Origin of the sequence: Collinsella sp. SGI.178, assembly GCF_050313495.1 — a bacterium.
GTDB lineage: Bacteria > Actinomycetota > Coriobacteriia > Coriobacteriales > Coriobacteriaceae > Collinsella.
On sequence record NZ_JBNPLM010000001.1, the window covers coordinates 92971 to 106736 of the forward strand.

Sequence of the window (13766 nt, forward strand, 5' to 3'; positions counted from 1 at the left end):
CCGAGGAAAAACCACCCCGCGGCGGGTTTGCTCTGGATATAAAACCGCCCTGTCCAGAGTTTAGTGTCGGTCCGTGACTCACCCGGGGCTTAAGCGGACGGAGACTCCGCATCAGCATTGCCGGTAGCCCAGCGATGGTAGCCGATCACAAACGGATCCAAGTCGCCATCGTCGAGAACGGCGTCGACGTTGCTGGTCTCCACGCCCGAGCGCAGGTCCTTGACCATCTGATACGGATAGAGCACGTAGCTGCGGATCTGGTTGCCAAAGCCAATCGTGGTCTTGGGACCGCGGATCTCGTCGAGCGCCTCGGCGCGCTTCTCGAGCTCAATCTCGTACAGGCGGGCCTTGAGAATCTGCATACACGCGGCCTTGTTCTGAATCTGGCTGCGCTCATTTTGGCAGGTCACTACAATGCCGCTGGGAAAATGCGTCACGCGCACGGCGGAGTCGGTAGTGTTGACGCCCTGGCCGCCCGGGCCGCTTGCGTGGTACACGTCGACGCGGATATCGTCGGGGTTGATCTCGATATCGATATCGTCGGGCAGCACCGGAATGACCTCGACGCCGGCAAACGTAGTCTGTCGACGCTTCTTGTCATCGGTGGGGCTAATGCGCACCAAACGGTGAACGCCGGCCTCGGCACGAAGCATACCGAAGGCATCCTTGCCCTCAACGGTAAAGGTCGCGCGATCAATGCCAATGACCTCGGCAGCGGGGCAATCGTTGATGGTGACCTTCCAGCCGCGGCGCTGGCAGTACTTCATGTACATCTTAAAGAGCATGAAGGTCCAGTCCTGCGCCTCCAAGCCGCCCTGTCCGGGCTTGATGGTCACAATCGCGTCACCGTGATCGAACTCGCCGGTAAACCAGCTCGAAAGTTCGAGCTCATCGATGGCGCGCGCCAGACGATCAGCCGTGGCGGCAGCCTCCTCACGCAGTGCAGCGGCATCGGGGTCATCGCCCATTTCCTCGGCAAGTTCCAGCGCCGCGCGGGCATCGGAGAGCTCGCCGCGCGCGGTATCCACGGCGGCGATATCCTCCTTGGCGCGCGCAATCTCTTCCATCGTGGCGCGAGCGGCATCGGCGTCGTCCCAAAAGCCGGGAGCGACGCTCTTGGCCTCAAGCTCGGTCACGTGGGTGCGCTTCTCGTCCAAATGAAGATACGACTCAACCTCGCCGAGCCGGTCCGCAAACGCGTCCAGCTCGGCGGGCGTTACCTCTAAAGCATCCGCCATTAACGATTCCTGCCGTGGCAGTACTTGAACTTCTTGCCGCTGCCGCAAGGGCACGGTTCGTTGCGACCCACGTTGACATACGGGTCGTCGCTCTCGGACTTGCGGTAGGTGGTCACCTTAGCGCCGTTGTTGACAGCTGCCGGTCCGCCCTGGACGGCCGTGCGAGCCTGTGCCCGTGCCTCCTTGCGCAGGACCGAGTTGCCGTTGTCGCCATCGACGTCGGCGGGGCCGGAGAAGCGCGCACCCTCGAGCGCGGGGTCCTCCTTGCGCTCCACAGCCTGCGGGGCGGCCTTGATCTCGATGCGCAGGACGGTGCGCAGGTAATCCTCGTACATGGTGTCGACGAGTACCTGGAACGCGCCATAGGCCTCGGTCTTGTACTCAACCAGCGGGTCGCGCTGACCAAAGCCGCGCAGGCCAATACCGGTCTTGAGATAGTCCATCTCCTGCAGGTAGTTCATCCAGCGGGTATCGATAACGCGCAACATAACCTGAGTATTGAGCTCGCGCATGAGGTCCTCGCCCAAGCGCTCGGCCTTCATGTTGTAGCACTTCTCGACGTAGGCTAGGACATCGGCAGCAAGGGCCTCGTAATCCTCGTCGGGGAACTTGGGCGTATCGATATGGCCGGTCAGCTCCACAACCCACTTGCGCAGGCCATCGAGGTCACGCTCGCCGTCGTGGCTGTCCTTAGCGCAAAACTCTTGCACGCAGCGGTACACGGTGTCGTGCATGACCTCGGTGATGTGGTCGGTCAGGTCCTTACCGTCCAGAATCTTGTTGCGCTCGGCGTAGATAACCTGGCGCTGCTTGTTCATCACGTCGTCGTACTCAAGAACGCTCTTGCGCATGGAGAAGTTGATGCTCTCGACCTTGTGCTGGGCGCTCTCGACGGCCTTGGAGATGATCTTGTGCTGGATGGGCATGTCGTCGCCCATTTCTGCCGTGACCATCATCTTGGAGACGCGGTCCATCTTGTCGCCACCGAACAGGCGCATAAGATCGTCCTCGAGCGACAGGTAGAACTGGGTCTCGCCCGGATCGCCCTGACGGCCAGAACGGCCACGCAGCTGATTGTCGATACGGCGGGACTCATGGCGCTCGGTGCCGATGACGGTCAGGCCGCCGGCGGCAAGCACGCGCTCGCGCTCGGCCTTGCAGGTCTCCTTGGCCTCGGCGTTAAACTGCTCGAGCTGCTCGGGCGTCACGTCCTCCATGGTCAGGCCCTCGTACTCAAGGCGCTCGCGCACCAGCTCGTCGGGGTTGCCGCCCAGCAGGATGTCGGTACCACGACCGGCCATGTTAGTAGCGATGGTCACGGCGCCGTAGCGTCCGGCCTGGGCAACGATATGAGCCTCGCGCTCGTGGTGCTTTGCGTTGAGGACCTCGTGCGCGATGCCGCGCTTGGTAAGGGCGGCCGACAGCTTCTCGGAACTCTCGATGGAGACGGTGCCCACCAGGACCGGCTGGCCCTTGGCGTGACGCTGCTCGACATCATTGGCAACGGCGTTGTACTTGGCCTGGATGGTGCGGTACACCAGGTCCTCGTGATCGACACGCTGCACGGGCTTGTTGGAGGGGATGACCTCGACGGGCAGCTTGTAGATCTCGCGGAACTCGGCATCCTCGGTAAGCGCCGTACCGGTCATGCCGGAGAGCTTGTCATACAGACGGAAGTAGTTCTGCAGGGTGATGGTGGCAAGGGTCTGGTTCTCCTCGCGCACGAGCACGCCCTCTTTGGCCTCGATAGCCTGATGCAGGCCCTCGGAATAGCGACGGCCTTCCATGATGCGGCCGGTGAACTCATCGACAATCTTGACCTCGCCGTTGGTAACGACGTACTGCTTGTCGCGGTGGAACATGTATTGGGCCTTCAACGCCTGCTGCAGGTGGTTGACCAGCTGGCCCGAAAGGTCGGCGTAGATGTCCTCGATACCCAGGCGGCGCTCGATCTTCTTGAGGCCGCGCTCGGTGGCGGCAATGGTGTGCTTGGCCTCGTCCATGACGTAGTCGCCCGTGGGCTCCACGTCCTCGGTGGCGGTGAGCATATCGTGCGACACGTCCTCGCCGCGCTCCAGCCCGCGCACGGCGCGCGCGAAGTCCTTGTAGGTGCTGGCCGACTTGGTGCCGGCGCCCGAGATGATCAGCGGGGTCCTGGCCTCGTCGATCAGGATGGAGTCGACCTCGTCGACGATGGCGTAGCTGTGGCCGCGCTGGACGCGCTGCTCGGGGCGGGTGACCATGTTGTCGCGCAGGTAGTCAAAGCCAAACTCGGAGTTGGTGCCGTAGGTGACATCGGCCTGGTAGGCCGGGCGCTTAAGCTCGAGCGGCATGTTGTTCTGCAGCAGGCCGACGGTCATGCCCAAATACTTGTAGATGCGGCCCATCCACTCGGAGTCGCGCTTTGCCAGGTAGTCGTTGACGGTAACGACATGCACGCCCTTGCCGGCGATGGCGTTAAGATAGCCGGCCAGGGTGGAGACGAGTGTCTTGCCTTCGCCGGTCTTCATCTCGGCGATATGACCTTCGTGCAGCGCCATGGCGCCGATGAGCTGTACGTCAAAGTGACGCATGCCCGTGATGCGCTTTGAAGCCTCGCGCACGGTGGCAAAGGCCTCGGGGAGCATGTCGTCAAGCGACTCGCCGTTAGCATAACGCTCGCGGAACTTATCGGTCTGGCCGCGAAGCTCCTCCTCGGTCATCTTCTCAAACTGAGGCTCAAGCCCGTTGATCTGGTCAACGATCTTGTAGTAGCGCTTAAGGTCCTTATCGGATCCAAAGGACAGCAGCTTTGACATGAATCCCATGTGGTTTTCCTTTTTTGGCCATCGCCCGTAGCGCACTGCACTGGGCGAGTTAAACACAGATAGTTGTACTTTAGCCAAACGGGGCGCACGCTATACGCTCGACCTCATCCCCCACGTAATAACTACGACCGACCTGCCAAAAAGGGCGTTTTATTTTTAATGGCTACGGCCCAGATAAGCACCGATAACTTTGCGCTGCTCGGCGCTCGCCCGATAGTAGACGCGAAGCTCGCCTTCGGCATCCAAATCAAAGCGCGCCTCGTCAATCAGGCCATTCTTGTGCGCGGTCATGAGCGCCTCCTGCATGCGCGGCCTTGCAAAGGCGGCAAACGATGCGTACTCGGCCGCGAGATCGGCCATCACATCGTCGACGCAAGCCTCGTCATGGCAAACAAAATAATCGAGCAGGGCATAGTTAAGCGGAAGCATCCCGATCACCGTCCTTTTTAACCATGTCGAGGGGATTCACGGCGATCAGGCAAATGCCGACGAGGTTGACGACGGCCGCCACCCATGCGACGGACGGAAGCGCGTAGCCGTCAAAGCCCAAGACCAGGCCGACGATAATCCACGTAAACAGCGGCGCTGTAAAGGTATAGGTGCCGTTGATGGCCATGCCCAGCGCCGTGCCGCACATGGAGTTGGCGCGATACCAGCTCATAAACGAAAAGTAGGCGGCAAAACCGGAGCAGGCGAAAAACACGACGGAGGATTTGTCGGTGAGCGCTTGGGCGACAAGGACGTAACTCTGACCAAGGGGCTCTCCGCATGCCATGGTTAGGGCCGGCAGTACCAAGCACAGGTTGCCGACCCCCGAGACAAGCTGACGGATGTTGATGGCGATCTGAGGATCGATCATGCAGGTGGCGCGGCCGCCCACGCATCCCTCGACGCCCCAGCACAGGGCGGCTAACAGCGCCAGGCCCAGGCCAAGCGCCATGCCGGAAGATGCCTGCCCGCTCAGGCCGGCGCCACCGATCATGGCGCCGGCGACCACGCAGACAACGATGCCGGTGACGACACGGGGGCTAAGCGGCTGTCGGTAGAGCACGCGGGCGAGCACCGCACCGATCGCGGGGCTGAGCGCGGCGATGGGCACGGCAAGCGTGCCTGCCTGCGAAAGCGCGATAACGTAGGCGGCAGAAGCGATGGGCCCGCCAATGAAGGCGGCGGCGATAACGATGACGCCGGGCTTTGAGGCGATACAGCGGCCTAGGTCGGCGAGTTTGCCCTGACCGGCAGTGAAAAACGTGGCCCAGACGGCACTCAGCACGTCATTGACGCCCGAGGCGATTGTGGGCAAGATGAATACCGCCAAAAGGCCGGAGGGAGCAAATGCATCGAACCAACCGGCCCAAACGCCAAAGAGCTGACCGGCGGTAACAAAGGCCGTGTACAGCGCATACATGCAGCTCGAAAGCGCCGCGACAGCGATACCCTTCCTAAAATAGGCAGCATCGAGCGCACGCTTCTTTGCCACCGCGAGCTCGCGATTGCCCAAGGACGTCGATGTGTCCACGTAGCCTCCTATCGGTTACCTGCCAAAAAGGGACAGGTTTATTTTGGCAGGTTTTATCTGGGCAAACGAAAAATCCCCACCGTTCGGTGCAAAGAGGACGTGCTACTTTGCGTCGATAAGAAAAGGGCCGTGCACCCAATTGGATGCACGGCCCTTTTGCCATGAATGCGAGCGATTCCTCGGCGAGCTATTTACTCAGCAGCCTCGGTGGTCTCGGCCTCGGCAGCGGCCTCCTCGACGGGAGCCTCTGCGGGAGCCTCGGCGGCCTGCTTGGCAGCCTCCTCGGCAAACTTAGCGGCACGCTTGGCCTTCTCGGCAGCCTTAGCCTCAGCGGCGGCCTTGCGAGCGGCCTCGGCCTCAGCAGCCTTGGCGGCCTTGGCAGCCTTGGCCTCCTCGGCCTTCTTGAGCTGGGCGGCAGCGGCGCCACCGAACTTGTCGGCGAAGCGCTGGACGCGTCCACCGGTGTCGACGAACTTCTGCTGGCCGGTGTAGAACGGGTGGCACTCGTTGCAAAGCTCGACCCTCATCTCGGACACGGTAGCGTGCGTCTTGAAGGTGTTGCCGCAGGAGCACGTCACCGTGCACTCGACATACTGGGGATGGATACCCTGCTTCATGGTAGGACTCCTTATTGGTCAGGCGCTGGTTACCGATCAGCGCATAAGGCGTCTTGGTTTCCGACCAAGACAACAAACTCGGCTATGTTACCACGGCGTCGAGCGTCCCACAAAAGGTTCACGGTCTTTACGCCGGAGTGCACAGGCGAATCTGCCCGATCGCGGCGCCAACAGAGCCGCCCGAGCTGTCCAGGGTGCCAAAAATACACCCTACGAGACAAGCGCTCCATGTTGCAGACGTGTAACGCCGCAGCAAAGGTGCCCCTTTTTGCACGGGACAGGTACAATGATGAACACTGTACCGTAGCGGAGCGCCGCCGCGCGCCGCTAACACGCGAAAGGGTTTCCCATGGCCGAGATCTCGTCCTCCCGTATCGTCATCACCGTCCTTGGCAAGAACCGCCCCGGCATTGTCGCCGGCGTCACCCGCGTCCTGGGCGAAGCCAATGTCGACATCCGCGACATTACGCAGTCCATTATCGAGGACATCTTCACCATGACCATGCTGGCCGACACCGCCGAGTCCAAGCTCGACTTCGCCGAGCTGCAGAAGGCCCTGGCCGAGGCCGGCGAGCTTTCGGGCGTCAACGTGTCCATCCAGCGCGAGGACGTCTTTAACTTTATGTACCGCCTGTAGCGAACAGGCTGCGTGACGACGGCCCAACGTGCGCCCAGGCGCAACGTCGCCACATAGCCCGGAGAGGAGCGCGCATGGCCTACGACGCCAAGAAAATCTATTACCGCTTCGACGACCACCTGAGCCGCCTGGTCTTGGACTACGAAGCAAGCCGCCAGATTTCGCCCGAAAGCGAAAATCTATACTACGGCCTGCCGACCGACCCTTATGACGAGGAGCTGTTTGTCGAGCACGATGTCAAGCGCGGCCTGCGCAATGCAGATGGCTCGGGTGTGGTTGCAGGCCTCACTCGCATCTCGGATGTGCATGGTTACAACAAGGTCGACGGAAAGGCTGTGCCCGATCAGGGTAAGCTCACGCTTCGTGGCTACAGCATCGAAGATCTGGTCAACAATGCCCAGGCCGAGAACCGCTACGGCTACGAAGAAGTCGCCTACCTGCTCATCACGGGCTCTCTGCCCACCAAGGAAGAGCTTGACGGTTTTTGCGAACGCCTGGGTGCTTTTAGGCACCTGAGCGACGAATACGTCCGCGTGTTCCCCATGACCACGGTATCCTCGAGCATCATGAACGTGCTCCAGCGCGCCGTGTTGCTGCTCTATGCCTTCGATGCCGAGCCCGATGTAATCACACCCGAGCACGAGATCGACGTTGCCATTTCCATGCTGGCACGTCTGCCCCGCATCGCCGCTTTTGCGCACATGGCATCGATCGCAAAGTGCCACGGTTCGGAGATGCACGTGCCGCACCCCACGCCCGGTCTCTCCACCGCCGAGACCATCCTGCAGGTCCTGCGCGGCGGCATGGCGTTCACCCGCGACGAGGCCATGCTGCTCGACGTGATGCTCATGCTCCACGCCGAGCACGGCGGCGGCAACAACTCCACCTTCGCCTGCCGCGTGCTGTCGTCTTCGGCCACCGACCCGTATTCCGCCTACGCCGCGGCTATCGGCTCGCTCAAGGGCCCGCGTCACGGCGGTGCCAACGCCAAGGTCGTATCCATGCACGAGGACATTCGCGCGCATGTTTCCAACTGGGAAGACGATGACGAGGTCGCTGCATATCTGAGCAAGATTCTCGACAAGCAGGCCTTTGACGGCACGGGGCTCATCTACGGCATGGGACACGCCGTCTACACGCTCAGCGACCCGCGCGCCGAGGTCTGCCGCCACTACGCACGTTCGCTCGCCGCCAAGAAAGATCTGGGCGAGGAATTCGCGCTGATCGAGCGCATCGAGCGCCTGGCGCCCCAGGTCATGCGCGACCACGGCATGACCAAGCCTATCTGCGCCAATATTGACCTGTACACGGGCTTTATCTACAAGATGCTCGGCGTACCCGAGACGCTCTTTACGCCGATGTTCGCCGTGGCCCGCATGGCAGGCTGGTCGGCACACCGCATGGAAGAGCTCTTCTGCGCACACCGTATTATTCGCCCGGCATACCGTCCGGTGATCGAGCCACTGGAGTACAAGCCACTCGCCGACCGTTAGGACGCGCACCGTTATAGAACACGAGCGTGGCCAGGGCATCACCGCCCTCGGCCACGCTTTTTATGCCAGCAGAAAGGGCTGTATCGAATGATTGTTTTTTCCGATATGGATGGAACACTGTTGACGAGTGACAAGCAGATGAGCGACGCCACCTGGGCGATGCTCGACGAGCTCGCACGTCGCGGCATTGAGTTTGTACCGTGCACGGGGCGTCCGCTTTCGGGCGTCTTTGAGGCCATCCTCGCCCATCCCGCCGTGCACTACGCGGTCTGCGCCAATGGTGCTAGCGTCTGGCAGCTCGACGAGGATGTGCCCACCGATGCCTCACGCGCCACGTGCATATTGAGCCGACCGCTCGACCGCGCCATCGCCCACCGCGTCCATAGCATTGCCGCCGGCCACGATGTGACCTTCGATATCTTCGCGGACGGGCAGTGCTTCCTCCCCCGCTCGCTCTACACGCGCCTGGACGAATTCTGCGGCGGAGATCCTCACATCGCGGCATCGCTCAAGCGCACGCGAACGCCGATCGACATGGATATCGACAGCAAAATTGACGAGGTCGAGGTGCTCGAACGCATCGCCATGTACTGGCACGACTCAGCCGACCGCGATGCTATCGTGGCGGCGCTCGACACGCTCGAAGGCATTGAGGTCACGCGTTCGTACGCCATGAATATCGAGGTCATGGGCGGGGGCGCCACCAAGGGAACGGCATTGGCTTGGCTATGTGAGCATCTGGGCGAGCCTCTCGCCGACGCCTGGGCGTTCGGCGACAACATCAACGACATCCCCATGCTGCAGGTAGCGGGCCACGGTACGGCGATGATCAATGCCGAGCCCGAGGACCGCGAAGCCGCCGGCGCCATCACCGAATACGACAACGACCACGACGGCGTCGCCCGCGCCATCATGGCCGCCCTCGCCTAGCAGCAGCAACCCGGCAGGGTAGCTAATTTGGGACGGGGCTTTTTTAGCTACCCTGGTCACAGTAGTCGTTGGGGGCACTCTTCGCGGGGCGCTGCAAGGACTGTCCCCATCTGCCGAATTAGGCGAGACTCTCCAGCACGCGACGGAGCTCCTGCTGAACGGCGTGGTCGCTGTTGCAGCCTACGACGCGATCAGCAACCGCCTTGAGCGCGGGGCGCGCGTTTTCCATCGCGCAGCCCGTGCCGACAAAGCGAATGATCTCGTAGTCGTTCATCGAGTCGCCAAATGCCATGATCTCATCGCGCCCAATGCCGTAATGCTCCGCGAGCTGCGCGATGCCAGAGGCCTTCGACACGCCGGGCTGCATGGCATCGATCCACGCGTTGCCCGAAGGCGCAAAGGTAAAGAACTGGCCGAGCTCGCGCTGCAGTACGTAAGCGCTGTCCATAACGGCACCATCATCGCAAAAGATACTCGCCTTGATGATATTTACGCTGGGATCGGGCAGCTCCCAAATGCGCTCAGCATTGGGAAGGTCCTTATCCACCTCGCGCACGAACTTACTCTCGTCATCGAGCAAGAAGGACTTGGTTCGGTCAAAGAGTGCAAGATGCAGATTGGGAAACGTCGCGACGGCCTGGGCTAGCTTTCGAATCGCCAGGTGCGAATACACCTCACGGCCTACCATTTTGCCGTCGGCGTAGACCTGGGCACCGTTAGCTGCGACAAAGTCCATTTTGTCGCGAACGGGCGCAAAGAACTCGCACAGGCGATCGTAGCGGCGGCCTGACGACGCGGCAAAATGCACGCCATGCTCGCGCAGGGCCTCAATCAGCTCATATGTCTCGGGCGGTACCTGGCTATTCTCATCAAGCAACGTGCCGTCCATATCGGATGCAATCAGCTTAAACATAGAAAAGCTCCCTTCGGGCTTGCTGGAATCAAACGTGTATCCGATTCCAACGTACCCAAAGGGAGCTCAAATAAGACCCCGCAGTCATAAACGTTACATAGACCTGGCAAATAGCTCACGCGCGCCAGAGAGCCCACGGTCGCGGCGTCAGGCGACACGCCACCCCGACGGCTAGTCGTTTAAGAACGTCCCGATGATTAGTCGGCGTAGGTGAAGGTCGTGACGTCGAACATGCCCTCGGGGCGGATGCGGAGCGTCGGGATGACCGGCAGGGGCAGGAAGATGATGCCCATGATGGGATCGAGCGGCGGCTCAATACCCATGGCGCGCGCCTTGACCATAAAGTCGTCGTGCTGCGCCGCGACATCCTCGGCCGTGCCCTCGCTCATCAGGCCACCGAGCGCCAGCGAAATGCGCGCCACGACCTCGCCGTTGCGCACCAGCACGTGACCGCCCTGGCCCACGGCCTCAACAGCAGCCATCATATCGGCGGCGTTGTCGCCCACCACGCACACGTTGTGCGAGTCGTGGCCGATCGTGGAGGCAATGGCACCACCGGTGATGGTGAAACCGCGCACCCAGCCGCGACCGATATGCTTGCCGACCAGGCCCAGGCCAGCGGGGCCGTCACCGTCGACGCCCTCGGCTTGCAGCGACACGCCGCGGCCATGGCGCTCAATCAGCATAATGCGGCGCAGGCCCTCGGCGCTCTCGGGGCGAACCATACCCGTGATGGCCTTACCCGGCACCACGTCAATCACAGCCTCGCCCGGCTTAAAGGCATAGTCGAAAACGTCGAGCGAAAGCTTCGGCAGCTTAACAGAGGCGCGCAGCTCGTCGGCAAGGGCTGCAACCTCAGCCATCTCGGGTGCGATCTCGCCCACAAAGGTGCCATCCTGCGCCACCAGAGCACCGGCGGCATATACGCGATGCGGGGCCGTGGCAAACGTCAGATCGTTGAGCACCAGCAGGTCGGCACGCTTGCCCGGAGCGATGGCGCCGCGGAGCTCATGCGGATCGCGGCAACCGTGGTCCAGGCCAAAGGCCTCGGCCGTGGAAAGGGACGCCATGGAGATGGCGACCACCGGGTCGATGCCGGCCTCGATGGCCACGCGGCAGGCGTTGTCGATCATGCCGGTCGAAAGCGCGTCGGAGGGAGCGCGGTCGTCGGTCGCAAAGCAGCAGCGGCGAGCACGGGCGGGGTTTTCCAGCAGCATAGGCGACAGGTTGGCAAGGTCATGGCTGCAGGTGCCCTCGCGCAGCATGACATACATGCCGCGGGATAGCTTGTCGAGCGCTTCCTCGGGAATCGTCGACTCGTGGTCGGCGATAATACCCGCCGCGGCATAGGCGTTGAGATCCTTGCCGGCAACAAGCGGAGCATGACCGTCAACCTGCTTGGACGGCGTCTGGTTGGCAGCATCGATGCGAGCACAGGTCTCGGGGTCGGCCATAAAGACACCCGGCAGGTTCATCATTTCGCCCAGACCAAAGACGTCGCCCGGATGCTCGGCAAAAAACGCCTGCATATCGGCAGCAGTGATGACGGCACCGGCCTGCTCGTCGGGCAGTGCGGGCACGCACGAAGGCATCATGTACTTGATGGAGATGGGCGCGCGACAACCGTCCTCAATCATAAAGCGCAGGCCGTCTAGGCCGGAAACGTTAGCGATCTCGTGGCTGTCGGCAATAGCGGTGGTGGTGCCTCGCGTCGCCGCCATGCGCGCATACTCGGCAGGGCGGATGTTCGAAGACTCGATATGCAAGTGTCCGTCAATAAAACCGGGTGCGAGATAGCGACCCTGACAGTCGATGACCTCAGCTGCCTCGTACGTGCCAGCAGCGTCATCTCGACCATCGTAGAGAACACCGACGATCACGCCGTCCTTGACGGCGACGCTACCGGGCGCCACGCGCTGACCGTACACATCAACGATCTGTGCGTTGGCAAACAGCGTGTCGACGGGCACGCGGCCCTCGGCGGCATCGATCACAGACCTCATGACCTCAACGGACATACATACTCCTTTAACCGTAGAAAAAAGCTGCGGAGCGGACAGACCTTCACCGCAGCAAGCCAATAGCCATTGTATTCCCAAACGATGGGCCAGCAATACGCCCCTCTGCTTAACGGCACACACCACTTGGCGCAATGGGGACAGGCTGCTTTGCACCAAAAAGAAACGTTCCTAAGTGCCAACCGGGACAACGCCGTAGGTGGAGGACGGACAGCGAGCGGACTCCAGAGCGAACAAATTGGCATGAAAAGAGGACGGCATAGACCTTCTGGTCATGCCGTCCTCTTTGAATGACAAGTTGTCGCTCTGGAGCCCGCGCAGCGTCGAGCTGTTACGCGGTTTGGTAAAACCGCGTAACTAAATCAACTTGAAGCCCTTGCGCTTGCCCACGGAGAGGGTGTCGCCCAGCTTGAGGGTACTGGGGTCGATGTTGTAGCTCTTGGGAGCCACGGCCTTGCCGTTGATCTTGACACCGCCGCCGTCAATGTCGCGGCGGGCCTGACCGGCGCTGGCCGAAAGACCCAGGTCCTTGAGCAGGCCGGCAAGGTAAATCTGGCCATCGTCGTTTACGGTCAGCTCAACATGCTTCTCGGGGAAGTCGGCGAGCTGGCCCTCCTTGAACACGCGGTCGAACTCGGCCTGAGCCTCGTCGCCGGCACCGGCGCCGTGGTAGGTGTCGCACAGGTCGCGGCCCAGAGCGCGCTTGAGCTCATAGGGATCGGCAGAGCCATCGGCCAGGGCAGCGTCGATCTTGTCGACCTCGGCCGGGGTGAGCGAGCTCGCCAGGCGGTAGTACTTGCCGATCATCTCGTCGGGGATGGACATGGTCTTGCCGAACATATCCTTGGGCGCGTCGGTCAGACCGATGTAGTTGCCATAGGACTTGGACATCTTACGGACGCCATCGGTGCCCTCGAGCAGCGGCATGGTGAGCGCGATCTGCGGCTCCATGCCCATCTTCTCCATGAGCTCACGGCCGGCGAGCAGGTTGAAAAGCTGGTCGGTGCCGCCCATCTCCACGTCAGCCTTGATCATGACCGAATCGTATGCCTGCATCACGGGATACAGGAACTCGTGCAGGGCGATCGGCGTCTGGGACTGATAGCGCTTGGTAAAGTCATCGCGCTCAAGAATGCGGGCGACGGTGAACTTGGAGCACACCTGCAGCAGACCGGCCAGGTCCATCGACAAGATCCAGTCGCCGTTGTGCACGATGGTGGTCTTCTCGGGGTCCAAGATCTTCATGGCCTGGCTCACGTAAGTCTCGGCGTTGGCCTCGATCTGCTCCTGAGAAAGCTGCGGGCGGGTGGAGTTCTTGCCCGAGGGGTCGCCGATCAGTGCGGTACCGTTGCCGATGATCAGGGTGACGTTGTGGCCCAGGTCCTGGAACTGGCGCATCTTGCGCAGGGGCACGGCGTGGCCCAGGTGCAGGTCGGGGCTGGTGGGATCGACGCCGAGCTTGATGTTGAGGGGCTCACCCTTCTCAAGCTTCTTACGAAGGTCGGCCTCGGGGACGATCTTCGCGGCGCCCGAGGTGATGATACGCATTTGCTCGTCAACAGACAGCATTGGGTATCCTCCTTTTGCTATAGCA

Annotated in this window: 11 protein-coding genes; 3 read left to right on the forward strand and 8 right to left on the reverse strand. The window is 61.6% G+C overall.

What is annotated here, in order from left to right:
• Positions 1 to 89 precede the first annotated feature (89 nt).
• The 5 genes from prfB to rpmE all read right to left on the reverse strand — a co-directional run bounded on the left by prfB (position 90) and on the right by rpmE (position 6181).
• Positions 90 to 1238: a peptide chain release factor 2 gene (gene prfB, locus ACQRAQ_RS00335; protein WP_427717736.1), complete on the reverse strand. Its 1149-nt coding sequence runs from the start codon at positions 1236 to 1238 to the stop codon at positions 90 to 92.
• The gene (gene secA, locus ACQRAQ_RS00340) at positions 1238 to 4045 is read right to left on the reverse strand and encodes a preprotein translocase subunit SecA (protein WP_427793362.1); all 2808 of its coding nucleotides are present in this window, start codon (positions 4043 to 4045) and stop codon (positions 1238 to 1240) included. The genes prfB and secA overlap by 1 nt, the downstream gene beginning before the upstream one ends.
• 156 nt (positions 4046 to 4201) lie before the next feature.
• On the reverse strand, positions 4202 to 4474 hold the full coding sequence (locus tag ACQRAQ_RS00345; protein WP_427793364.1) for a hypothetical protein: 273 nt from the start codon (positions 4472 to 4474) through the stop codon (positions 4202 to 4204).
• Positions 4461 to 5564, reverse strand: coding sequence for a hypothetical protein (locus tag ACQRAQ_RS00350; protein WP_427793365.1), 1104 nt, complete (start codon positions 5562 to 5564; stop codon positions 4461 to 4463). Before ACQRAQ_RS00350 ends, ACQRAQ_RS00345 begins: the two co-directional genes overlap by 14 nt.
• A 191-nt stretch (positions 5565 to 5755) precedes the next feature.
• Positions 5756 to 6181: a 50S ribosomal protein L31 gene (gene rpmE, locus ACQRAQ_RS00355; RefSeq protein WP_154516018.1), complete on the reverse strand. Its 426-nt coding sequence runs from the start codon at positions 6179 to 6181 to the stop codon at positions 5756 to 5758.
• Positions 6182 to 6530: 349 nt separating this feature from the next.
• Here rpmE and ACQRAQ_RS00360 point away from each other — a divergent pair, with 349 nt between their 5' ends.
• From ACQRAQ_RS00360 to ACQRAQ_RS00370, 3 genes are all read left to right on the forward strand, one after another.
• Positions 6531 to 6818, forward strand: a complete 288-nt coding sequence (locus tag ACQRAQ_RS00360; RefSeq protein ID WP_006235289.1) for an ACT domain-containing protein — start codon at positions 6531 to 6533, stop codon at positions 6816 to 6818.
• A 74-nt stretch (positions 6819 to 6892) separates the two neighbouring features.
• A complete protein-coding gene (locus ACQRAQ_RS00365; protein ID WP_427727403.1) occupies positions 6893 to 8311 on the forward strand; it encodes a citrate synthase in 1419 nt (472 codons plus the stop codon).
• Positions 8312 to 8398: 87 nt separating this feature from the next.
• Positions 8399 to 9241: a Cof-type HAD-IIB family hydrolase gene (locus ACQRAQ_RS00370; RefSeq protein ID WP_427793367.1), complete on the forward strand. Its 843-nt coding sequence runs from the start codon at positions 8399 to 8401 to the stop codon at positions 9239 to 9241.
• A gap of 118 nt (positions 9242 to 9359) precedes the next feature.
• On the opposite strand, the gene ACQRAQ_RS00375 is transcribed toward ACQRAQ_RS00370, so the two are convergent.
• The 3 genes from ACQRAQ_RS00375 to tyrS form a co-directional block, all read right to left on the reverse strand.
• Positions 9360 to 10154, reverse strand: a complete 795-nt coding sequence (locus tag ACQRAQ_RS00375; RefSeq protein ID WP_427793368.1) for a Cof-type HAD-IIB family hydrolase — start codon at positions 10152 to 10154, stop codon at positions 9360 to 9362.
• A 197-nt stretch (positions 10155 to 10351) separates the two neighbouring features.
• Positions 10352 to 12172, reverse strand: coding sequence for an adenine deaminase (locus ACQRAQ_RS00380; RefSeq protein WP_427793369.1), 1821 nt, complete (start codon positions 12170 to 12172; stop codon positions 10352 to 10354).
• Between the two features lie 357 nt (positions 12173 to 12529).
• Positions 12530 to 13741, reverse strand: coding sequence for a tyrosine--tRNA ligase (tyrS, locus tag ACQRAQ_RS00385; protein WP_427793371.1), 1212 nt, complete (start codon positions 13739 to 13741; stop codon positions 12530 to 12532).
• Between the last annotated feature and the right edge of the window lie 25 nt (positions 13742 to 13766).